21 protein-coding genes and 1 tRNA gene are annotated in these 20,997 nt (G+C 67.4%); 10 read left to right on the top strand and 12 right to left on the bottom strand.

Annotated elements, in window-relative coordinates; all coding sequences use genetic code 11:
* Positions 1–6: 6 nt before the first annotated feature.
* The 6 genes from ACZ6S0_RS47945 (at position 7) to ACZ6S0_RS47920 (ending at position 4,345) form a co-directional block, all read left to right on the top strand.
* Positions 7–705, top strand: coding sequence for a DUF2637 domain-containing protein (locus tag ACZ6S0_RS47945; protein WP_465926900.1), 699 nt, complete (start codon positions 7–9; stop codon positions 703–705).
* Between the two features lie 9 nt (positions 706–714).
* Positions 715–1,044 (top strand): hypothetical protein, encoded by a 330-nt coding sequence (locus tag ACZ6S0_RS47940; protein ID WP_465926898.1) that lies wholly within the window; start codon positions 715–717, stop codon positions 1,042–1,044.
* Positions 1,045–1,056: 12 nt separating this feature from the next.
* Positions 1,057–1,218, top strand: coding sequence for a hypothetical protein (locus ACZ6S0_RS47935; protein WP_465926896.1), 162 nt, complete (start codon positions 1,057–1,059; stop codon positions 1,216–1,218).
* 250 nt (positions 1,219–1,468) lie between these two features.
* Complete coding sequence (locus tag ACZ6S0_RS47930; RefSeq protein ID WP_465926894.1) at positions 1,469–2,803, top strand: replication initiator; 1,335 nt, start codon at positions 1,469–1,471, stop codon at positions 2,801–2,803.
* On the top strand, positions 2,796–2,987 hold the full coding sequence (locus ACZ6S0_RS47925; protein WP_465926892.1) for a helix-turn-helix transcriptional regulator: 192 nt from the start codon (positions 2,796–2,798) through the stop codon (positions 2,985–2,987). Before ACZ6S0_RS47930 ends, ACZ6S0_RS47925 begins: the two co-directional genes overlap by 8 nt.
* The gene (locus ACZ6S0_RS47920; protein ID WP_465926890.1) at positions 2,984–4,345 is read left to right on the top strand and encodes a tyrosine-type recombinase/integrase; all 1,362 of its coding nucleotides are present in this window, start codon (positions 2,984–2,986) and stop codon (positions 4,343–4,345) included. Before ACZ6S0_RS47925 ends, ACZ6S0_RS47920 begins: the two co-directional genes overlap by 4 nt.
* Positions 4,346–5,243: 898 nt before the next feature.
* Here the strand turns inward: ACZ6S0_RS47920 and ACZ6S0_RS47915 are convergent.
* The 5 genes from ACZ6S0_RS47915 to ACZ6S0_RS47895 all read right to left on the bottom strand — a co-directional run bounded on the left by ACZ6S0_RS47915 (position 5,244) and on the right by ACZ6S0_RS47895 (position 9,470).
* The gene (locus tag ACZ6S0_RS47915; RefSeq protein WP_465926887.1) at positions 5,244–5,792 is read right to left on the bottom strand and encodes a hypothetical protein; all 549 of its coding nucleotides are present in this window, start codon (positions 5,790–5,792) and stop codon (positions 5,244–5,246) included.
* A 49-nt stretch (positions 5,793–5,841) separates the two neighbouring features.
* The gene (locus ACZ6S0_RS47910) at positions 5,842–7,959 is read right to left on the bottom strand and encodes a hypothetical protein (protein WP_465926885.1); all 2,118 of its coding nucleotides are present in this window, start codon (positions 7,957–7,959) and stop codon (positions 5,842–5,844) included.
* Positions 7,956–8,189, bottom strand: a complete 234-nt coding sequence (locus ACZ6S0_RS47905) for a hypothetical protein (RefSeq protein WP_465926883.1) — start codon at positions 8,187–8,189, stop codon at positions 7,956–7,958. Before ACZ6S0_RS47905 ends, ACZ6S0_RS47910 begins: the two co-directional genes overlap by 4 nt.
* 327 nt (positions 8,190–8,516) lie before the next feature.
* A complete protein-coding gene (locus ACZ6S0_RS47900) occupies positions 8,517–9,188 on the bottom strand; it encodes an HAD family hydrolase (protein ID WP_465926881.1) in 672 nt (223 codons plus the stop codon).
* Positions 9,189–9,397: 209 nt separating this feature from the next.
* Positions 9,398–9,470: transfer RNA gene (locus ACZ6S0_RS47895), tRNA-Arg, on the bottom strand.
* Positions 9,471–10,299: 829 nt separating this feature from the next.
* On the opposite strand from ACZ6S0_RS47895, the gene ACZ6S0_RS47890 reads away from it, so the two are divergent.
* Positions 10,300–11,364: a D-alanyl-D-alanine carboxypeptidase family protein gene (locus tag ACZ6S0_RS47890; RefSeq protein ID WP_465926879.1), complete on the top strand. Its 1,065-nt coding sequence runs from the start codon at positions 10,300–10,302 to the stop codon at positions 11,362–11,364.
* A gap of 9 nt (positions 11,365–11,373) precedes the next feature.
* Here ACZ6S0_RS47890 and mscL read toward each other — a convergent pair whose 3' ends face one another.
* The 3 genes from mscL to ACZ6S0_RS47875 are packed head-to-tail and all read right to left on the bottom strand — an operon-like array spanning position 11,374 to position 13,189.
* On the bottom strand, positions 11,374–11,772 hold the full coding sequence (mscL, locus tag ACZ6S0_RS47885) for a large conductance mechanosensitive channel protein MscL (RefSeq protein ID WP_465926877.1): 399 nt from the start codon (positions 11,770–11,772) through the stop codon (positions 11,374–11,376).
* Between the two features lie 29 nt (positions 11,773–11,801).
* Positions 11,802–12,386: a CpaB family protein gene (locus ACZ6S0_RS47880; protein WP_465926874.1), complete on the bottom strand. Its 585-nt coding sequence runs from the start codon at positions 12,384–12,386 to the stop codon at positions 11,802–11,804.
* The gene (locus ACZ6S0_RS47875; protein ID WP_465926872.1) at positions 12,383–13,189 is read right to left on the bottom strand and encodes an S-methyl-5'-thioadenosine phosphorylase; all 807 of its coding nucleotides are present in this window, start codon (positions 13,187–13,189) and stop codon (positions 12,383–12,385) included. The genes ACZ6S0_RS47880 and ACZ6S0_RS47875 overlap by 4 nt, the downstream gene beginning before the upstream one ends.
* A 110-nt stretch (positions 13,190–13,299) precedes the next feature.
* Here ACZ6S0_RS47875 and ACZ6S0_RS47870 point away from each other — a divergent pair, with 110 nt between their 5' ends.
* Positions 13,300–15,267: an MDR family MFS transporter gene (locus ACZ6S0_RS47870; RefSeq protein WP_465926870.1), complete on the top strand. Its 1,968-nt coding sequence runs from the start codon at positions 13,300–13,302 to the stop codon at positions 15,265–15,267.
* 168 nt (positions 15,268–15,435) lie between these two features.
* On the opposite strand, the gene ACZ6S0_RS47865 is transcribed toward ACZ6S0_RS47870, so the two are convergent.
* The 4 genes from ACZ6S0_RS47865 to ACZ6S0_RS47850 all read right to left on the bottom strand — a co-directional run bounded on the left by ACZ6S0_RS47865 (position 15,436) and on the right by ACZ6S0_RS47850 (position 18,844).
* Positions 15,436–15,741: a hypothetical protein gene (locus ACZ6S0_RS47865; RefSeq protein WP_465926868.1), complete on the bottom strand. Its 306-nt coding sequence runs from the start codon at positions 15,739–15,741 to the stop codon at positions 15,436–15,438.
* Positions 15,742–16,374: 633 nt separating this feature from the next.
* Positions 16,375–16,665: an FmdB family zinc ribbon protein gene (locus ACZ6S0_RS47860; RefSeq protein ID WP_465926866.1), complete on the bottom strand. Its 291-nt coding sequence runs from the start codon at positions 16,663–16,665 to the stop codon at positions 16,375–16,377.
* 79 nt (positions 16,666–16,744) lie between these two features.
* Positions 16,745–18,250, bottom strand: coding sequence for a potassium/proton antiporter (locus ACZ6S0_RS47855; RefSeq protein ID WP_465926864.1), 1,506 nt, complete (start codon positions 18,248–18,250; stop codon positions 16,745–16,747).
* A gap of 24 nt (positions 18,251–18,274) precedes the next feature.
* A complete protein-coding gene (locus ACZ6S0_RS47850; protein ID WP_465926862.1) occupies positions 18,275–18,844 on the bottom strand; it encodes a 5-formyltetrahydrofolate cyclo-ligase in 570 nt (189 codons plus the stop codon).
* 24 nt (positions 18,845–18,868) lie between these two features.
* On the opposite strand from ACZ6S0_RS47850, the gene galU reads away from it, so the two are divergent.
* Complete coding sequence (gene galU / locus ACZ6S0_RS47845) at positions 18,869–19,771, top strand: UTP--glucose-1-phosphate uridylyltransferase GalU (protein WP_465926860.1); 903 nt, start codon at positions 18,869–18,871, stop codon at positions 19,769–19,771.
* Complete coding sequence (gene glp / locus ACZ6S0_RS47840; protein ID WP_465926858.1) at positions 19,758–20,945, top strand: molybdotransferase-like divisome protein Glp; 1,188 nt, start codon at positions 19,758–19,760, stop codon at positions 20,943–20,945. The genes galU and glp overlap by 14 nt, the downstream gene beginning before the upstream one ends.
* The last annotated feature ends 52 nt before the right edge of the window (positions 20,946–20,997 follow it).

The raw sequence follows: 20,997 nt of genomic DNA, 5'->3' as shown, positions 1-20,997 counted from the left end.
AACGAGATGCTCCGCTTCGCCGCCTGGCTGCTCGACACCGGACCCATCCTCGTCCTGGCCGCCATCGCGGGCGCCGGCTCCTTCACCCACATCCGCGACACCGCCACCGAGAACGGTCAGGACGGCTGGATGGCCTGGGCCATCGCCATTTGCATCGACCTGACCTGCGTCATGGCCGCCCGTGAGCGCCAGCGCGACAAGAAGAACGGCAAAGCGCCGCGCGGCCTCGTCTCTTGGCCCGTCCTCGTCCTGACCGGCGGCATCGTCCTGTCGCTGGCCGCCAACCTGCAACAGGCCGCCCCGACCGTCTGGGGCTGGATCGCCGCAGCCACCCCGGCCGGCGCCTTCCTCGTCGCGATCTCCATGCTCGAACGCCGCGCCACCGTAACCCGTACCGAACCGTCCCCGGACGTCCCGCAGACGTCCTCGTCCTGGGCGACGGCGTCCCCGTCCGTCCCGGACAGGACGCAGGCCGTTCCGCAAGCCGACCGTCCCGCACTCGTCCCCGCCGACGAGGACGGCCAGGACGACGGGCCCACCCCCGACCCGCAACTGATCGACTACGCCCGCCGTGTCGCCGACGAACACCACGCCAAACACGGCAAGCCCATCACCCGCGACCTCCTCCGCGCCCGCCTGGGCGTATCCAACCAACTCGCCTCAGACCTCCTCCGCACTATGCGGACCACACCGGAAACCTGCTGAAGGAGAACCATGCACGACCACCGCAGAGCCCTCATCAACGGCCTGCTCAACCTGGCCATCTTCCTGGAAACCCATCCCGACGTACCCGCCTCGTCCAACGTCACCCTCCACCACTTCCCGGACCGCGACAACGACGACGACCTACGCGCCGAGATCGACCAGATCGCCGCTCGAATCGGCTCCGACATCGACTTCGAGGACTCCCCGTACGGCCACTACGCGACCTCGGTCTCCTTCGGGCCGGTCGAGTACCGCGCCGTGGCGATCCTCGCCACCGCCCGTGCCCGCCACGACGCCGAGAACAGCTACCGCGGCTGCATCAAGCCCGACGCCAACTAGGAGGAATCCACCATGCGCATCCGCCTCGAAGGAAACCGCGCGGAGATCACGCTCGGCATGATCCACCTGCGGGAAGTCTTCACCGTCACCGCGATGTCCCGGGCGTTCCCCGACCGCGCCCACCCACGCAAGTACCGCGTCTACATCCGCGTCGTCCCGCGCGACAACAGGTGATCACCATGGACGCCACGCTCGCTCACTACCGCTGCTGCACCTGCAACGGCACCGGAATCACCGACGACCAGACCTGCGCCGACTGCGACGGCAGCGGCATCGACAACCGCGGCGCATAACGCGTAGCGCCCCCCGCCTGGCCACACATCCGCCAAGACGTCCGCCAGGCCGGGGGCCATCCACACCAGCGTCACTGGATAGGACGGAACCCATCTTGCCCCACCTTGCCCACCCACACGCTGTAGCCGGGATGATCCACCGGCTCAACCAGCCCGACTATGACCGCTGGGCCCGCCAGATCAAGCGCACCGGCGGCTGCCGCCAGCCCATCCACCTGCGCGGCAACGTCGAACACTACGACCAGGCCACCGGCCAACTTCTCCACCGCTACACCACCCGCACCGAACCCAACGGCGTCCTGCGCGTGCCGTGCAAGACCCGACGGGCCTCCCGCTGCCCGGCCTGCGCCGAGGTCTACCGAGCCGACACCTACCAACTCGTCCGCGCCGGCCTCGTCGGTGGCAAGGGCGTGCCCGAGACAGTCAGCGCTCACCCGTGCTTGTTCGTCACCCTCACCGCACCATCATTTGGAGCGGTCCACATGCGGCGGGAGAAGAACGGCAAGGTCCTGCCCTGCCACGCCCGCCGCAACGCCGAGACGTGCCCACACGGACACGTCAGGTCCTGCACCAACCGGCACAGCGCCGACGACCCGCGGCTCGGGGAACCGCTGTGCCCCGACTGCTACGACTACGACGGCTCCGTCCTGTTCAACGCGATCAGCCCGGAGCTGTGGCGTCGCTTCACCCTGGCCCTGCGCCGACGCTTCGCCAGGCTCAACGGCCTGACCGTCAAAGCCTTGCGCGAACAGGCGATGATCTCCTTCGCCAAGGTCGCCGAGTACCAGCGCCGGGGCGTCGTTCACTTCCACGCGGTGATCCGCCTCGACGGCCCTGACGGTCCGGCCTCGCCGCCACCGGCCTGGGCGAACGCCGGTGCTCTGACGGAGGCCGCCCAGCACGCGGCGGCGGCCGTCACCGCGGAAATCAAGCCGCTCGGCCGGATCTTCCGCTGGGGGACGCAACTCGACGTCCGCCGCATCACCATGGACGGCAATCTCACCGAGCAGGCCGTCGCCGCCTACATCGCGAAATACGCAACCAAAGCCGCCGAATGCGTCGGCACCCTGGACCGCCGCGTCCAACCTCTCGACAACCTCAACGCCCTGCCCGTACGCGAGCACGCCCGCCGGCTGATCGCGGCCTGCATGCGCCTGGGCAACCGGTCCGGCCTGGCCGACCTCGGGCTCAGCCGCTGGGCCCACATGCTCGGGTTCCGCGGCCACTTCTCTACAAAGAGCCGCCGCTACTCGACCACCCTCGGCGAACTCCGCGCAGCACGTGAGGAACACATGCGTGCAGAGGAGATCACCACCGGACGGCTGCCGCTCTTCGACGAGGACACCGTCCTGGTCATCGCCCACTGGGAGTACGCCGGTCAGGGGCTCTCCATCGGAGAACAGGTCCTCGCGGCTGCGCTCACCGGCACCCGTCTACCAGGGTCGGCGGTGATGGCCAATGAGTAGGCGCGACGAGCTGCTGACCGTCCCGCAGGTGCTTACCGAACTGGGCGGCGTGTCCCGCCGCACCTTCTACCGCTGGCGCGAACTGGGCCGTGCGCCTGCCTGCGTCCAGTTGCCCAACCACGAACTCCGCGTCTGGCGGAGCGACCTCATGACCTGGCTGGACTCGCGACGGGAGACGGTGTGAACACGTACGACGTCAAGCTCGGCGCGATCCAACACCGTGCGGACCGCGACACGCCTGTGTTCATCGCCCGCTGGCGCGTCGCAGGCAAGCAGAAGTCCAAGAGCTTCCGTACCAAGGGACTGGCCAACGCCTTCATGTCCGATCTGCGGCAGGCGGCGAAGGCGGGGGAGGAGTTCGACCTCGCCACCGGGTTGCCGGTGTCGATGCTGGCACGCGTGTCCTCCGGCCCGACGTTCTTCGAGTTCGCTCAGGCATACGTCCTTCGCCGCTGGAACACCTCGGCGGCCCGCACCCGAGAGACGGACGCCTACGCGCTCCTGTCGCTGGTCCCCGCCCTGGTCACCGACGCGCCGCGGCGTCCGACTGCCGAGCAACTGCGGGAAGTCCTCCGCACCTACGCACTCATTCCCGAGAGGAGGCGCCCGGCCCTGACCCCGGCTCAGACCGCGACGTTGGGCTGGCTGGAGCGGGCTTCTCTTCCGCTGTCCGCGCTGAAGGAGTCGCATGTTCTTCGTACGGCGCTCGACGCCATCTCGGTCACCTTCGCCGGCACTCCAGCCGGAGCGAACACGGTACGGCGCAAGCGCGCCATCCTCCATCACCTGCTGGAACACGCCGTAGAGCAGAAGGTATTCGGCAGCAACCCGCTGGACGAGATCAAATGGACGGCACCGAAAGCCGTGACCGTCGTCGATCCGCGCACCGTCGTCAACCCGGCCCAAGCCTGGCAACTTCTTGACGCCGTGCCCAAGGTGGGGCGCAAGCGCGGTCGGCGGCTCAAGGCGCTGTTCGCCTGTATCTACTACGCGGCGCTCCGTCCAGAGGAGGCTGCGGACCTGCGGCTCACGAACTGCACGCTCCCTGAGACGGGCTGGGGCCTGATCGTCCTGGAGAGGGCACGACCCCAGGCAACGAAGCGCTGGACCGACTCGGGTCAGACCCACGAGTCGCGCAGTCTGAAGCACCGCGCGGACAAGGAGACACGAGAGATCCCGATCCCGCCTGTCCTGGTCGCCATGCTCCACGAGCACGTCGCCGAGTTCGGCACCGCCAAGGACGGGAGGATCTTCAGCACCGCAACCGGCGGCACCTACTCCAGCTCAGCGCACTCGTACGTCTGGCAGGAGGCCCGGAAACTGGCTCTCACCCCGGCGCAGGTCGCCTCGTCGCTGGCCGCCCGGCCGTACGACCTCCGGCACGCGGCGGTGTCCCTCTGGCTGAACGCGAGCGTTCCGGCCCCGGAAGTCGCCAAGAGGGCCGGGCACAGTGTTGACGTCCTGCTGCGGGTCTATGCCAAGTGCATGGACGGCCAGCAGGAGCACATCAACGGGAAGATCAACGACGCCCTCGATACCTAGCCACTTCATCCACTCCGGCCCCGAGTATCCCCGGGGCCGGTTCGTCTTGTACCGCTGTCTTTGCCGAGTCGTTCCGCTGGATGTGGGTGCCCTGCGGCACGCTGACAGGCACGGACAGCGGAGTAGGGAGGATCATGCGTGAAGACCGGGACCATCTGACACCTCAAGAACTCCGTCCGATGCGGCGCCCGCCATACGGAACGCCGCCCCGGGACCGGCCCCGGCTTCGCGCCGATTCCGACTCCTTCGGCTGGCGGAGGTACTCGACCCCAACCCCACCCGATCGGCCATTCCGTCGAGGCCGAGCACGGCTTGCCCGGCCAGCGCTGGTCACCGGTCTGTTGGCCTGCGTGGCTGTCGGCACGTGGCTGAGTTCCTCAGGAACGAACAGCGCTGCGTCACGATCCAGCGCCCCTACGATGCCGCCCGCCGCGAGCGTTGTCGGACGTCCGCTCGTGCCCAGTTCGTCGCCGACGCCCTCGCCCCGGGCACTGCCCTCGACGACGCCCAGCTCGACCCCCAATGCGTCGAAGGGGCTGGTGAAAGCGCCAAGGTCCCAGCGTCGATCAGTGCTTTCGGCTCCGCCGCGGCAGCGTCATCGGAACCAGCCGCCTGCTGCGTCTACGAGAACTGTGGTCCCTGCTGACCGCGGGAGCAAGATCGGGGACAACGGCTCACAAGCCAGAGACAGGAGAGGGACAGTCCCGTTGATCGCCGCGAAGTGTGACGAACTGTTCCCACCTTCCCATCCCGAGTTCCGAATCCGCAACCGTGCCTGCCACCTGATTTACGGATAACGCGGCAACTTTCAGGTCGGAAGGGGCGAGCTACGAGCTGGATGGCCCGTGATCGGTGCCTGTGATACGTGATCAAACAGCTCGAATCGTGGCAGCGATTGTTAGCTCGGCTTCGGGGTACATTTGTGGAGTTCGCCGTACCGTTTGCGGGCGATGCTGAGCAATTGCGTCAAGTCGCCCACCGGGTCACGCCCCGTGCCCACCTCGGACAGATCAACGCTGATCCACGGTCGCTCGTCGCCGCACCGGAACAACATCATGGTGTAGTACGGGTTGGTACGCGGCAATCGGCCGGTGTACGCGATGAGTCCTGTGCCGAGGTCCGTCGGCAACGCGGCCAGTTGATGTTCGCCGAAGTTCTTGCGCGCAAGCTCCATGGTGCCATCGCCGTCCCGCACAGACCACACGACGGAGAGCCGGGTGTATTCATTGCGAAGCGTGCATAACCCGTGGGTTGTTGGCACCCCGCTCTTGTTCTCCTCCAGTGGGAGCGTGAGACCACTGATCGTGCGTACCGCTTGTTGAGGGAGGAAATCGCACCAGTAGGGCGAGGAGTCGAAGACCGGGCTGGGGGTGGTCTTGTTGCCCGGGCTCTGTGATGGCTGCGAGGCCGTACCAGCGCAACCGGTCACCAGCACGAAGGTAAGCAATAGCCCGACGAAGGCACCCGGGGGGTGCCGGACAGATGGAAGCGGCATGTCAGTACCTGGTGATTCCTAAGTTGCCGTGCACGTTGTCCATTTCCGTGTTCATGGTGTTGTGCGCGTTGCTTGTGATCTCTTCGATGTTGGTGTACCGGAGCGCCCACTTCATAAAGTGATCAAACGTCACGGGATCGGCGGCAATTTCCTGTATCGGTTTGATGGTGGGTGGTTGTCCGTTAGTGACGAAGCGGGCGTTCTCGGCGCCCTTCATGGCTGCGTCAGACCAATCCCCGGTGGCGATCTTCGCACTCGTAAGTCCGCTCTTCATCAGCCACGCGATCATCTCGCTTTGGTCGTTGGAGGTCTTCAACGCCTCACCTGAGGTAACTCCTACCTTAATCAAGTGCTCGGCGGCCAGCGCAGCAATTTTGTCGAACCCTGCTGCGGCGCCCTTCTCGGTGACTTGCGCGCCGATGCCTCCCGCCATCCTGGTGCCAAGCTGGCCGGTTGGTCCTACAAGGAAGGAAAGCGCGGCGTTAACCGTGTCTTTCGCATCCTTTTTGGCCTGCTCATCGCTCCACGCGTTGGCGAGTAAGGCCAGCCTGCGGGCCTCCACCAGGTGCCCGAAGACCCTGGCCTCGGGGCGTAGAGCAGAATCCACGTTCTCCCCGCCGTTCGCCTTGAAGGAGGCATTGATCGTCCCAAGCATGTGCGCTGCTTCAGCGGCCTGAAGTTCCGTGGCGGCGTTCCTATCACCGCTGACCAGGACGAGCAGTCGATCCATGTCCTTCTTGTCGAGTCCTGAGAAGCCTTCGGTCTTCGTCTCGAACGTGCCGTATACCTGGTCGATATGGGCGGCCATGGCGCTGCCCATGGGATGTCTGAGGAAGGTCAGTTGATCGAACAGCTTTCGATCGGCGATGGAGAGTCTCTCGTTGCTGTCCTTCGCGAAGACCTTCTTGACGGGTTCCTTGAGGGTGTTCAGGGCCTCCGTGGTCAGGGCTAGTGAGACGGGGTCCTTGCCGGCCAGCGCCTTTTGCAGCGCCTGGCCGAACGGGTCGGTGTTGCCGTGGAACTGGAATGCGGCGAGGCGCTCGGTCAGCATGTAGGAGAGGACCGACTGCTTCCATCCGGTCGGCTTGTAGTTGAGCAGGGCCTGCGAGGCTTTCGCATCACTCGCCGCCGCATGGAACAGGTCATCGATGACCGCCGAGCCGCGCCCCTTGCTTGACTCGTCGACAGGCTGCTTCGCAGGTCCCGCCGAGGGCGTTCCGGGAGTCATCCATTGGGTGACGCCGAGCACGGTGGCGAGGTCGGCCATGGGCACCTGCTGGCTGCCCAGAGCGCTCCCGATCGCGTCCTTGGACGCCTTCCAGCGGTCCCCAAACGTCTCCTTCTCGAACACGATGGCGTCTCGACCTACCACCTGCATGAACTTCTCGGAGAACGGCGGGTTGCCCTCGCTCGCCCGCCAGATCATCGCCTGTGCCTGGTATCCGAAGTAGGACGTGTCGTTCACCTTGAACTCGCTGCGCCCGTGCTTCACCAAGTCGGTGAGGAAGTCGTCGCCCATGTACGCGGGATCGCGGGGGTTGGTTCCCTTGGCCACCGCTGTGGCGAGTAGCCGCATCGCCTCCCGGGCTTCTTTGGCCGTCTGGCCGGTGTCATCTGCGGAGGCTGCTGCACGGAGTTGAGCGGCGATTGCGGCGGGCAACTCCGTGACTCCCTTGGCGCCTAACTGGGAGAGGAAATTCTTGACGAACTCGGCGTCACGAGCCTTCGATGCGTACGCCTGCAACTGCTTCAACGCGTTCTTGTCCCCGGCCGCCGCGGCTTTGGCTGCCCTGGCTGCGACCGTGCCATCGAGTAACCCTTGAGCCTGTGGGAGAGAGTCCGGCATCGCGATGAGAGTTCCCGTCGCCGCGGACAGGCCGATGGAGACCTTGAGCCGCTCGATCTCCCGGACGATGCCCTGCCGCTTGCGCAAGTCCTCGGCCTCCTGGCCGATCTGCGCTGCTAATCGCCTGATCCGTTCCGCCGGAGCGGTGTCCAGACCTGCACTGGTGAGTTCCCCGTATAGCAGCGAGGCCAGTTCCTCGATTTGCAGGGCGGCTGCCGTGTGGCGGGTGACGAGGGTGTCGAACTCCGGCAGCTTGACCCCGGTGAAACTCATTTCGCCCTCGTCAGCTCGTCCTTGGCCATAGTGACGGCTTGGGCCAGCATCGCGTGTAACTCCCGCTGACTTTGGTGAACCGCGTCACCGAAGCGGTCCCCGGTCGGCCCCACCCATGCTTGGGCTTCCATCAAGGTGCAGGAAGCGTGCAGGGCCCACCAGTTGTCGTCGGACAGCTTCTGGATGCGTAACATCGCTGCCTGCATCGCCTCGCGATCAAGACCAGGCATGCCGATCTCTCCTCGTGCAGCTCTTAAGGTCCCCCACTGACGATAACCCCGGTCGAATGGATTACCCCGCGAACCAACCAATTTGCGATTCTTCCCGAGATGTCGACCCAGACGGCATGCCCCGCACGTACACGTACGAAGAGCTGCAGACGCCCACCACTGGAAATAGCCGCCGTGCACAGCCGGCCATCTCGAACCCGATCCCAGTGGCTCGTCTGCTCTCACCCTGGCTCAACCGCGATATCGTCGACGCTGCTCGCGCGGCCGCGTCCGACGTAGGCACCTGCGCGCGCAGTCACCCTCGGAAAGAACCTTGGCCGAGTCGAACTACTGAAGCGGCATAGCCTCGTGCATGATCGCGATTGCCTCTACGACGTCGGCGACCACGTGGTCGGCATGGTGCTCGCGGTCTGGCCATGCCCCCCGGTCGATCCAAATCGTGCGAAGTCCGGCCGCCTGTCCCCCTTCGATGTCGGCGATGAGACTGTCGCCGATCACCCAGCCGCCCTGAGCCAGGTTGGCTCCGCATCGCTGGGCGGCGATCTCGAACAGGCCGGTCTCGGGTTTCCTGATGCCCTCGACTCCCGACACGGCGTAGCCGTCGACTGCGTCGGCGAGGCCGGTTCGGCGGAGCTTGCCGAGTTGATTGTCCGCCATGCCGTTGGTGACGATCCCCACCCGCCATCCCGCGGCGCGCAGGCCGGCCAACCCGGCGAGGACGCCGGGGTAGCACTGCACGAGGTGAGGCATGCGGTGGCGGTAGCCGGCCCATAGTTCCTCGACCGGCTCGGGCAGGGCGAAGTGCTCGCGGACCTTGGTGAAGAAGGTTTCTCGGTGCGGCTGTGTCACTCGATCCTGGGAGGCAAGCCAGGCGACGTCCTCGGAGTCCAGGTGGTGTTGCTCGGCGAACTCCTCGGTCCACCGGCGGAACGCGGTATCAAGGTCGATGAGTGTTCTGTCGAGGTCAAAGAGGGCGAGGCGCTGCACGCCGTCGATCATAGAAAGCAGCGATTCGGCCGTGCCAGCCACCTCTATCTATCTGCGGCTGACCTCGGGAAACGCCTTCAAGATCATCCCCCGTATGTCCCCAGAACACTGTCCTACGGCTGCATTCGGGTGCCTCTGGCGGCCTGACAGGGGTCTGGAAAGCAAAAGACCTGCGGCAGAGAAACCGCAGGTCAGAGGCCAAAATGCCTGGTTGAGATGCGTGCCCCCGGCAGGATTCGAACCTGCGGCACCCGCTTTAGGAGAGCGGTGCTCTATCCCCTGAGCTACGGAGGCGGACTCTCGTAAGCCTAGCGAAAGTCTGGCACTGTGTGGGACCTGGGGGCGCGATCTGTTGGGCGGGGTTGGTTATGGGTGGTCTGAGCTGCGGTAAAGGCATGACAAGTGATCAGATTCGTGGGCATCGTGCGTGGATAGCGTCTGCCTGTGAGCAGGAGGCGAAGCACGCAAGCCCGTCGGCGGCCCGTGGTGTTGTTCGGTGCGTTGCTGGCGCCGGCGATTCTTGCGGGTGGGTTGTTGGCGGGGGAGATCCGTGGGTTCGAGGAGGGGCGCCAGCGGGGTGGCGCGGTGGGTGGTGGGGCGGCGAGTGTGGCGTTCGAGCCGGTGATCGTGCCTGCGCCGGCGCGGCCTGATCGGCGGTATGCGGGGGTTGTGCCTGCTCCGGTGCGATCGATGCCGCAGGAGCGGGGGCGAGAGCAGGAGCGGGAAGTGGTTGATGAGGAGGTTCGTCCGGAGGTGGTGGAGGAGCCTGTTACGCCGGTTCCTGTGCGTACTCAGGATGGGTGTCCGGGGGAGTGGGTGGATACGTGGTTGTGGGAGTTGTGTCGGGATCGGGAGCAGGAGGGGATGGCTGGGGAGAGTTTGGTGCCGGGGATGTGAACTTGGGGGGTCTGTGTGGCGTACCTCCTCTTGAGGGTGGGTTGGCGGGTTTGCGGATGTGGCTGGGTTGGCAAAGTGGGCTATTTGTCTCATAGCAGCTCTTCGGAGTTCGGTCCGGGCATGCGGGGGGCTGTAGTAACGTGCGTGCCTGACCTGGGTAACGAGTTTGCAAACGGAGGAGTCGAACGTGCCAGCCCCTCGATCAGCGGGTCTGATCGCGGTTGTCATGGCGGTGGCTTCTCTCTTCGTGTCCTGTGGGCAGGCGCCGGTGCAGGCTCAGGCGTTCGTACGGGCGCAGGACGGCCGGTACGCGCTCGAGCGGCAGGATCCGGCGGATCTGACCGAGTTGCGGAAAGAGGCCGAGCGGTCGGCCAAGGAACTCGAGGACGCCACCAAGGCTCTGGAGAAGCGGCGGGCCGACATCGCCGCCTCCGAGAAGGAACTCAAGACCAAGCTGGCCGCGTTGCAGGAGCTCGAGCGGCGGCTTGCGGTGATGCGGCAGCCCGTGTCGCAGATGGCCGAGCTGATGTATCAGCAGCCGCTCATGGGCGGGGGGATCATCCCGTTCCTGTCGGGCAGCGCCGATGAGAAGACCCTGCGGGCCATGATGGACGCGAACCAGATGGTGTCCGATCGCCAGCACGCCGTCGAGCAGACCAGCGCCCTGTACGAAGAGGCCGAGCGGCTGGCCGGTGAGGCGCAGGAGCTTCGGGCCGGCAATCTGCTGGGGGAGGCGCAGCTCGCGGCCGAGGTCGACACGTTGCGGCAGCGTTCGGACAAGATCGTGAAGTCGTTGACCGAGGCGCTCGTGAAGCTGGGGATCAAGATCGACAAGGTCGGACGGGATGCGCTCGGGTGTAATCCGCTGCGGGCGGCGACGGCCGACAGCTACCCCAATGGGCTGATTCCCAAGGGCATGCTGTGTCCGCTGCAGCAGAAGGGCCACAGTCTCAGGGCGGACGCCACGATCGCCTTCGTGAGCCTGAACGAGGCCTACCGGCAGCGGTTCGGGAAGGCGATGTGCGTGACGGACGCGTATCGGAGCCTTGCCGAGCAGCAGTCCGTCTACTATCGGCGGCCTGGGTTCGCGGCGGTGCCGGGGCGGAGCAACCACGGGCTCGGGCTGGCGGTGGACCTGTGTGGCGGGGTGGAGAGGTCGGGGTCGGCGGAGTTCGTGTGGATGGAGAAGAACTCCAAGCGGTACGGGTGGTTCCACCCCGCCTGGGCCTACAGCGGCCCGTTCGAGCCCTGGCACTGGGAATACGACCCCAAGCTCGATTCGCCGCTCTGAGGCCGGCGGTCAGACCGTGACCACCTCTGAGCTGCAGAAGGCGCAGCGGGAGGCGGCCTTGGGGATCTCCGACAGGCATTCGGGACATTCGCGGGTCGTCGACTCGATCTTGGCGGCGGTGCGGTCGCGGAAATGCGTGTACGGCTTGACCACCAGGAAGTAGACCACCCCGGCGACCATCAGGAACGAGATGACCGCGTTGATGAAGTTGCCGTACATGAAGTTGGACTGACCGACGGTGATCTTGAGTGAGGAGAAGTCGGGCAGGCCGCCGAACGCCGAGATCAGCGGCGTCAGGAGATCGGCCACGAACGACTGCACGATCGCGTTGAAAGCGGCCCCGATGACCACGGCCACGGCCAGGTCGATGACGTTGCCCTGCATGAGGAATTTCTTGAATCCGTTCACGGAAAGAGATCGTAGCCGAACGATTACCTTTAGTTAGTTGTGATCGTGATGGAAAGGCGGGCGTGGGCCTGGGCGGTGGCCAGCTCGGTGGCCTGGGACGGGGTCGCGGCGAGGACGAGGAGAGTGCCGTCGGCCGACGAGGATCGGGCCGGGGGGGTGGGGATGGTGATGACCTTCGTGTCCGTGACGATCGCGTGGGCCGGGCCGGTCGGGTCGTGGCTGGCGAGGACGGTGATGGTGGAGCCGGGGGCGAGGAGCGAGGCGGTGGCGGCGTCGGCTATGCGTACGGGGGTGGCGACCATGCCCGGCGGCATCGGGTAGGAGGCCAGGAGGCGGACGTCGGTCAGCGGCTCGCCCATGCGCATGGGGGCGGCCAGGGTCTGGCCGGCGGCGAGGGTGCGTATCGCTCCTTTCGGCGGGAGGTTGAGCGCGGCCAGGCGGAAGTCTCCCGGTCGCAGGGGGCCGGGAGACAGGTCACGGGAGGCGACCAGGACCGTGGGCGCGGAGGCGGCGGGACGGGTGGCCATGAACGCGGAGATGACGGCCAGGGCGGCGAGCGCCGCCGCGATGAGGCGGCGGCGACGGCCGTAGCGCGACAGCCAGGATCGGATCACGGCAGCTCGAAGGGGAGCTTGATGCCGTCGAGGGCCTGGCCGCAGGGGCACGTGCGTTCTTCCGGGAGCGACTGGACGGCCTCGGAGACCAGGGTGCGCATGCGTGTCACGTTTTGGGCGAAGAACTCCAGGACCTCGTCGTGGGTGACGCCCTGGCCCGCCTCGACCCCGGCGTCGTGGTCGGTGACCAGGGAGACGGAGGTGTAGCAGAGGGCCAGCTCACGGGCCAGGATGGCCTCGGGGAAGCCGGTCATGCCGACGATCGACCAGCCGTTGCCCGCGAACCACTGCGACTCGGCCCGCGTCGAGAACCGGGGGCCCTCGATGATCACCAGCGTGCCGCCGTCGACGGTCTCCCAGCCGGTTTCGCGGGCCGTCCGGACGGCGGTGGAGCGGCCGGACGGGCAGTAGGGGTCGGCGAAGGAGACATGGACCGCGCCGTCGATGTCGTAGTAAGTCTGTACGCGCCCTGACGTGCGGTCGACGAGCTGGTCGGGGACGACGATGGCGCCCGGCCCGTACTCGGCTCTCAGCGAGCCTACGGCGCTTGGTGCGAGCACCTGGCGGACGCCGAGCGAGCGCAGGGCCCAGAGGTTGGCGCGATAGGGGATACGGTGTGGCGGGAAGCGGTGATCCCGCCCGTGTCTGGGGATGAACGCCACGGAGCGCGAGCCGATGCGTCCGACCGTGACGACATCGCTCGGGGGGCCGTAAGGCGTGGCGAGCTCGATCTCCTCCGCGTCGTCGAGCAGGGAGTAGAAGCCTGAACCGCCGATGACGCCGATGTCTGCGCGAGTGACCATGGCGCTGAGGGTAGCCGGAGTGGTGTGAGGGCAGGGAAACCCGAATGGCGTTCTGTGGATAACTCGATTGCGCTGCGTGGGCACACCAGTACGAAGAGTAGGATCGCCGCATGCGGCAACAGGGCCTCACCCTCGTCATCGTCGCGCTCATGCTCGGCATGCTGCTGGCGGCGCTCGATCAGACGATCGTGTCCACGGCCCTGCCGACGATCGTGGGAGACCTCGGCGGGCTGGAGGAGTTGTCGTGGGTCGTCACCGCCTACCTGCTCGCCTCGACCGTCTCCACGCCGCTGTGGGGGAAGCTGGGCGACCAGTACGGGCGCAAGCGGCTCTTCATCGGCGCCATCTGCATCTTCCTGGTCGGGTCGGCCCTTTGCGGGCTGAGTCAGAACATGGGGGAGCTGATCGCGTTCCGCGCCCTTCAGGGCCTGGGCGGGGGCGGGCTGATGGTGCTGGCCCAGGCCATCGTGGGCGACGTCGTCTCGGCCAGGGAGAGAGGGAGGTACCAAGGGTTCTTCGGCGCGGTCTTCGCCGTGTCCAGCATCGTCGGGCCGTTGCTCGGCGGGCTGTTCGTCGATCATCTGTCGTGGCACTGGGTGTTCTACGTCAACCTGCCGCTGGGGGCCGTCGCGTTGTTCGTGATCGTGACGGTGCTGCCGGGGGACGGCTCGCGTACCAGGCACACGATCGACTACGCGGGGGTGGTGCTGCTCGGCGGGGCGACCTCGTGCCTGGTGCTGATCACGACATGGGGCGGGGTGACGTACCGATGGAACGATCCGGTGATCGTGGGGCTGGCAGGAGCGGCGGTCGCGCTGCTGGCCGGATGGGTGATCGCCGCACGGCGGGTGGCCGAGCCGGTGTTGCCGCTCGGGCTGTTCGGGGTCAGGGCGTTCGCGATGTCGTCGGCGGTGGGGTTCGTGGTGGGGTTCGGGATGTTCGGGGCGCTCACCTATCTGCCGCTCTACCTGCAGGTGGTGCACGGGGTCAGTCCGACCCTGTCGGGGGTGTACCTGCTGCCGATGATGGCGGGCATGCTGAGCATGTCGATCGTGAGCGGGCAGATCATCTCCAAGACCGGGAGATACCGGTTCCTGCCCATCGGGGGGACCGCTGCCGCGAGTGTGGGGATGTTCCTGCTGTCCACGATGACGGAGGACAGCAGTCTGCTGGTCATGGGCTGCTTCCTGCTGGTGCTCGGGGCCGGGCTGGGGATGACCATGCAGGTGCTGGTGATCGTGGTGCAGAACGCGGTCGACTTCAAGGATCTCGGCGTGGCCACGTCGGGGGCGACGTTCTTCCGGTCGATCGGAGGGTCGTTCGGGGTGGCGGCGTTGGGGGCGGTGTTCGCCGCCACGCTGGACGACCATCTGCGGCGGGTGCTCCGCGGGGCCAGGTTGCCTCCCGGGTTCGATCCCGCGGGGGTCCGGGAGGATCCGACCGTCATCCAGCGGTTGCCGCGGGGGCTCGCGCACGGGTTCCTGCATGTCTACGCGGACGCGATCGTGGCCGTCTTCCGGGTCGCGGCGCCTGTGATGTTCGGGGCGTTCCTCCTCAGTTGGTTCATCCCGCAGGCGCGGCTCAGGGAGACGACCAAGGCGGCCGATCTGGGGGAGGGGCTGGGGGCGACGTCCGCGGAGCGGTCCTCGCTGGCGGAGGTGGAGCGGGGGCTCGTCCGGCTGGCCGACGCCGACCTGCGGCGGGGCTACTACGACCGGCTCGGGGAGGTGGCGGGGTTGGGCGGGATCGCGCCGCAGGGCGTGTGGATCGTCGCCAGGCTGGGCGGGGAGGGATGGGTGCGCTGCGCGGAGCTGGCCGCGCGGGCCAGGGTGAGCAAGGAATACGGGCGGCCGTACGTCGATCAACTGGTGGACGTGGGGCTGGTGCGGCGGTCGGACGACGGGGAGGCGTTGCGGCTCACGGAGGCGGGAGAACGGGCGGCTTCGCGGCTTTTGCACTGCGCGTGTGAGGGGTTGAGGTTGTTGGTGGCGGATTGGGGGGCGCATCCGCAGCTCGCGCGGCTCGCGGATCGGATCGCGGAGGAGCTGCTGGGGGCGGAGGTTGATCGGCCTCGGTAGCGGGGTGGGTGGCCGTTCTGAGGGGTGGCTCTTGGGGCGGCCGTTCTTGGAGTGGCTATGGGTGGCCGGGGTGGTGTTGTGGGGTGAAGGCGGGTGGCACGTTCGACGTTCGGCGGGGGCGGGCTGCGCCCTCTGACGTGGTGTCGAGGGCGCTGCCGGTGAGCGGCTCTATGCGCTGCTCTTGAGCTGTTGTTCGAGTATGAGCTTGAGGTGCATGAGGTCGATTCTGAGGGAGTCGAATCGTTCGAGTACCTGGTTGTGCGCGGAGGTGAAGCAGTCGTTGATCTGATGGCGAAGACCTGCGATCTCCACGCCGTGAGCCGCCAGGTCGTCGTTGACCCCTGTCTCGATGGCTGTGATCATCTTCTTCAGCTCGGTGATGACCGAGGCCGGGGTGGCGTCACCGGAGTGCATGATTGCTTCGATTGCTTGCATACGACGCTTCAGGTCGAGAAGCTCTGCCTCTACGTCCACGGACAACTGTGCCTTTGCATTAGCTGGGAGGGAGGCCGGGCTGTTGATCTTCCCTGGTCTCCACAGGTGTGCGAGCACATGATGGCAAGCTCGGGGCCATGTGTGGGCGGGGGTTGAGAGGACCGCCGTCGGGCGGGTGAGGTTTTCTCCACCGGGTTGTTGCCGCGATGCGGGGAAATGTCCGGTGCGGCGCGGATGGGTCCGCCTTTGTCTGGGGGAGGAAAGCAATCCCCTGGGTGTGATTCTTTGAGGCGGAGTTGCCGGGGAGTGCCGAGTGCGGGCCTGGCGGCGGTGTCCGCGGATCCTGACGGAGTCGCAGCCTGCTGCCGGGTGACCGGCGTGCGTAGTCGCGGGAGGCGGCAGAGACGGCAGAGACGGCGGAAGTGCGGCGCGGTGCGGGTTCCGGCCGATCGTTGGATGGGCCGTTGCGGGGCCTGGAAGCCCGACGGTGCCCGCCGTGGCGCTCCTGACCGCCCCGACCCGCTTAGATGGTCTGGAACGGGCGCGGCGGGCCTTGTGCGTTCGCGGGTGGGGGGCGTCAGTGCCGATGCGGTGGGCCGCCGGGAGCGGGCCCCGGTGGAGTTCGCGGGTGGGGCGAGGTGGCGTCTCCCGCGTACGGACCGGGGCTTGTCCTCAGTTGGAGGCGGCCGCCGGCGCCGGGGCGGTGGTGGACTTGCTCTCCGTCGACTTGCTCTCGCCTGACTTGCCTTCCCCGGACGAGGTGGAAGAAGAGGTGGCCGAGGACGACGAGCGGTTGTCGGTCCGGTAGAAGCCCGAGCCCTTGAACACGATGCCGACCGCGGAGAACACCTTCCGCAGGTTGCCCTGGCAGTTCGGGCAGACCGTCAGCGCATCGTCGGTGAACTTCTGAACGACTTCGAGCTGCTCACCGCAGTCGTTGCAGGCGTACTGATACGTCGGCACGCGCTCCTCCTTACAAGTACTTACCAGCTTTGGCACTCGAGCGATGCGACTGCTAATGGTAACCGATGGGGTCAAACAGCTATTCCAAACCCCGCTCGCCGTACCAGCCGGCCAGCTTCCCGCTGCGGCTGACGGCGCGCAGGCGGCGTTCGACCTGGTCGCGGCAGGCGGCGGTGGTGACGAGGAGGAGTTGGTCGTCGACGCGGATGCGGGTGGTGGTGGTCGGTACGAAGGATTTGCCGTCGCGTACGACCAGGGTCACCGCGGCGCCGGCCGGCAGGCGGAGCTCGAAGACCTCCACACCGTGCAGCCGCGAGCCGGTCGGGACCTTGACCTGCAACAGGTCGGCCTTGAGCTCCTCCAGAGGCGCCGACTCCACCGACAGGTCGTGGGCCTCGCCCGGCGCGGAGACGCCCAGCAGGCGCGCCACGAACGGCAGCGTCGGCCCCTGGAGCAGGGTGAACACGACGACGATCACGAAGACCTGGTTGAACAGCGCTTTGGAGCCTTCGACGCCGGCCGCCCAGGGGATGGTGGCCAGGACGATGGGGATGGCGCCACGCAGCCCGGCCCACGACAGGAACGCCTGGTCGCGCCAGCTCACCCAGCCCAGCCGCAGCGCCCAGGAGAAGAACGTGCTGACCACGACCGAGAGCGGACGGGCCAGGAGCACCAGGACCGTTCCGGTGATCAGGCCGGGGACGATGGCCGAGGGCATCTCCACGACGTCGGCCAGCATGCCGAGCATGACGAACAGGCCGATCTGCGCCAGCCACGCTGCGCCCTCCGCGAAACCCCTGGTCGCGGCGCGGTGAGGCAGGCGCGAATTGCCCAGGATGAGGGCCGTCAGGTAGACGGCCAGGAAACCCGAGCCGTGCAGCAGGACGGCGCCGCCGTACGAGACGAACGTGAGCGCCAGCACGGCGATGGGATAGAGGCCCGAGGCGGGCAGGGCGACGCGGCGCAGGGCGTACGCGCCGGCGGGGCCGACGGCGAGCCCGATCGCCGCGCCGATGATCAGCTCGATCGAGGTCTCCAGCAGGAACGTTCCCAGCGTCGCCTGGGAGCGTGACGCCCCGCTGAGCAGCACCACGGCGATGACCGTGGGCGCGTCGTTGAAGCCCGACTCGGCTTCCAGCACCCCCGCCAGGCGCGGCGGCAGCGGCAGCCGGCGCAGGACGGAGAAGACGGCCGCGGCGTCGGTGGACGCCAGCACCGCGCCGAGGACGAGCGCCGTCGTGCCGTCGATCCCGAGCAGTCCCTGAACGACCAGCGCCACCACGACGATGCTGACCGTCACGCCCACGGTGGCCAGCACCAGGGCCAAGGGGACGGAACGGCGCACGTGGGACCAGTTCGTGGTCAGACCGCCCTCGGCCAGGATGACCGCCAGCGCCGACAGGCCGATCTGCTGCGCGAGCTCAGGGCTCTCGAACGGGATGCCGAACCCGGAAGGCCCCACGGCCAGCCCGAAGCCCAGGAACACCAGCAGGCTGGGCAGGCCGCTGCGATGCGCGAGGCGTACGGACGCGATGGCCGCGATGACGATCCCGGCGCCGACGAGGAGCCAGGCGTTCAGCGTCATCTGGCTCCCCTCTCGTACCCGCGTTCACATAAGCCTAGTGAGTCCCGAGGGTGTCATCGCATAGCGGATCTGCCGGTCATGCGGCTCGTGGGGAACACCGTCGATCAGCTCGCCGTCGTGCAGCAACGCCACCGTTGGAACGTTCGGCCCGACCCGGGCGAGGGCCCGGTCGTACGAGCCGCCGCCGCGCCCCAGGCGTACTCCCGTCCGCCGGTCCACCGCCAGGGCGGGCACGATCACGAGGGCGGCCGTGCGTACGGCGTCCACGCCCCGCCGGGTGTCCACCGGCTCCATGATCCCGTGGCGTCCCGGGGCGAGCGTGTCAGGTCCGTCGTACACCGCCCAATCCAGGTCGTTGTCCTGCCTCAGGACGGGGAGGATGACTGTGGCTCCATGTTTCCAGAGAGCGAACACGAGCCCGTGCGTCTCCGGCTCCGACCCCGTTGACCAGTAGCAGGCCACCAGGCCGGCCATCTGGACCCAGGGTTGTTCGAGCAGAGTTTCGCGAACCTTGACGGCGTTCGCGTGTAGTTGTTCGGGGGAGAGGGCCGCGCGTGCCTCATTCAGTTGACGGCGCAGGTTCAGCTTGTCCACAGGTCCCTCCACTAGGGTCTACTCATGGCTGACTTTGACCCTGTGACGAAAGCCGTCGTGCCCGCCGCGGGTCTGGGCACCCGGTTTCTTCCGGCGACCAAGGCGACACCGAAAGAGATGTTGCCCATTGTCGACAAGCCCGCGATCCAGTATGTCGTCGAAGAGGCCGCCTCCGCCGGGCTGCTCGACGTTCTCATGGTCACCGGCAAGAACAAACGCTCTATCGAAGACCACTTCGACCGGGCGTTCGAGCTGGAGGAGGCCCTTGAGGCCAAGGGCGACGAGCACCGGCTCTCCCAGGTTCGCGAGCCCGCCTCCCTGGCGACCCTGCATTATGTACGCCAGGGCGTGCCGAAGGGGCTCGGCCACGCGGTGCTCTGCGCCAAACACCATGTCGGCGACCACCCCTTCGCCTGCCTGCTCGGCGACGACCTGATCGACCACCGCGACCACCTGCTGCGGCGCATGATCGAGGTGCGCAACACGTTCGGCGGAAGCGTGATCGCGCTGATGGAGGTGCCGAAGGAGCAGGTCTCGCTGTACGGCGTGGCGACCATCGCGCCGACCGACGAGGAAGACGTCGTCCGCGTGACCGACCTCGTCGAGAAGCCGCCGGCCGACGAGGCACCGTCCAACTGGGCGATCATCGGGCGCTACGTGATCGACCCGGCGGTGTTCGAGGTGCTGGAGAGCACGCCGCCGGGGCGCGGCAACGAGATCCAGCTCACCGACGCCCTGCGCACGCTCGCCGGGCGCGGCTCCGAGGACGGCGGACCGGTGCACGGCGTGCTCTTCAGGGGCCGGCGGTATGACACGGGTGACAAGTTGGACTACTTGCGGACAGTGGTGAAGTTCGCGGCGGATCGGAAGGACCTGGCGCCGGAGTTCGTGCCGTGGCTACGGGAGTTCCTCGATGAAATCAGTTGACGGGCATCTGGCCGAGATCCTGGCCACTGTACGTCCGCTGGCCCCGCTCGAGCTGGAGCTGGAGCAGGCTCTGGGCGCGACGCTGGCGGAGGACGTGTCGTCGCCGGTGCCGCTGCCGCCGTTCGACAACTCGGCCATGGACGGATACGCCGTGCGGGCCGAGGACCTGTCTGAGGTCCCGGTCACGTTGCCGGTGATCGACGACGTCGCGGCCGGGTCCGTGGAGCTGCGGGCGGTGGGGCCGGGTCACTCCGTACGCATCATGACCGGCGCGCCCCTGCCTGCCGGGGCCGACGCGGTGGTGCCGGTGGAGTGGACGGACGGGGGGACGGTCTCCGTCCGCATCGACCGCCGCGCCGAGGCGGGCAACGCGGTCCGGCGCGCGGGTGAAGACGTACAGGCCGGTGAGATCGTCCTCAAGTCGGGCACCTTGATCGGCTCCGCGCAGCTCGGGATCATCGCCGGGGTGGGGCGTCGGCGCGTCTGGGCCCGGCCGCGGCCCCGGGTCGTGGTCATCTCCACCGGCGCCGAACTGGTGGAGCCGGGCAACACTCTGTCTCCCGGCCAGATCTGGGAGTCCAACAGTTACACGCTCGCCGCGGCGGTCCGGGAGGCGGGGGCCGAGGGCTTCCGCGTCGGCTCGGTCGGTGACGATCCGGGCGTGCTGCTCGACCTGCTCGACACCCACCTGATGCGCGCCGACGCGATCGTCACGAGCGGTGGGGTGTCGATGGGCGCGTACGAGCCGGTCAAGCAGGCGCTGGCGCCGCTGGGCACGGTCAGGTTCGAGAAGGTGGCGATGCAGCCGGGGATGCCGCAGGGGTTCGGCGTCCTGGGGGACGACCAGGTGCCGATCTTCGCGCTGCCCGGCAACCCGGTGTCGTCGTACGTGTCGTTCATGCTGTTCGTACGCCCGGCGCTCGACAAGATGCGCGGCCTTCCCGGCGGCGGGCCCGAGACCGTCACCGCCTACACCACGGGGGCGCTGCGGTCGCCGTTCGGGCGCAGGTCGTTCCTGCGTGGGGTGCTGTCCGACGACGGCACGGTGACGCCGGCGCACGGGCAGGGCTCTCACCAGCTCGCCGCGCTGGCCTCGGCGAACGCGCTCATCGTGGTGCCGGAAGACGTGACCGAGGTGGCCGGCGGAGCGCCGGTGGAAGTGATCCGGCTGTGAGCGAACTGACCGGGTGGAGGTGATCCGGCTGTGAGCGAACGGACCGGTGGAG

This window comes from Nonomuraea sp. NPDC051298 (genome assembly GCF_055586305.1).
Note: the sequence above shows the minus strand (reverse complement) of the source record. Positions and strands in the feature narration are given on the sequence as shown.

What these genes read in the sequence shown, in the direction of transcription:
- glp (WP_465926858.1), top strand. Translation starts at nt 19,758, where the DNA reads ATGAAATCAGTTGACGGGCATCTGGCCGAGATCCTGGCCACTGTACGT.
- galU (WP_465926860.1), top strand. Translation starts at nt 18,869, where the DNA reads ATGGCTGACTTTGACCCTGTGACGAAAGCCGTCGTGCCCGCCGCGGGT.
- ACZ6S0_RS47870 (WP_465926870.1), top strand. Translation starts at nt 13,300, where the DNA reads ATGCGGCAACAGGGCCTCACCCTCGTCATCGTCGCGCTCATGCTCGGC.
- ACZ6S0_RS47945 (WP_465926900.1), top strand. Translation starts at nt 7, where the DNA reads ATGCTCCGCTTCGCCGCCTGGCTGCTCGACACCGGACCCATCCTCGTC.
- ACZ6S0_RS47940 (WP_465926898.1), top strand. Translation starts at nt 715, where the DNA reads ATGCACGACCACCGCAGAGCCCTCATCAACGGCCTGCTCAACCTGGCC.
- ACZ6S0_RS47925 (WP_465926892.1), top strand. Translation starts at nt 2,796, where the DNA reads ATGAGTAGGCGCGACGAGCTGCTGACCGTCCCGCAGGTGCTTACCGAA.
- ACZ6S0_RS47855 (WP_465926864.1), bottom strand. Translation starts at nt 18,250, where the DNA reads ATGACGCTGAACGCCTGGCTCCTCGTCGGCGCCGGGATCGTCATCGCG.
- ACZ6S0_RS47900 (WP_465926881.1), bottom strand. Translation starts at nt 9,188, where the DNA reads ATGATCGACGGCGTGCAGCGCCTCGCCCTCTTTGACCTCGACAGAACA.
- ACZ6S0_RS47890 (WP_465926879.1), top strand. Translation starts at nt 10,300, where the DNA reads ATGGCGGTGGCTTCTCTCTTCGTGTCCTGTGGGCAGGCGCCGGTGCAG.
- ACZ6S0_RS47935 (WP_465926896.1), top strand. Translation starts at nt 1,057, where the DNA reads ATGCGCATCCGCCTCGAAGGAAACCGCGCGGAGATCACGCTCGGCATG.
- ACZ6S0_RS47905 (WP_465926883.1), bottom strand. Translation starts at nt 8,189, where the DNA reads ATGCCTGGTCTTGATCGCGAGGCGATGCAGGCAGCGATGTTACGCATC.
- ACZ6S0_RS47910 (WP_465926885.1), bottom strand. Translation starts at nt 7,959, where the DNA reads ATGAGTTTCACCGGGGTCAAGCTGCCGGAGTTCGACACCCTCGTCACC.
- ACZ6S0_RS47930 (WP_465926894.1), top strand. Translation starts at nt 1,469, where the DNA reads ATGATCCACCGGCTCAACCAGCCCGACTATGACCGCTGGGCCCGCCAG.
- ACZ6S0_RS47875 (WP_465926872.1), bottom strand. Translation starts at nt 13,189, where the DNA reads ATGGTCACTCGCGCAGACATCGGCGTCATCGGCGGTTCAGGCTTCTAC.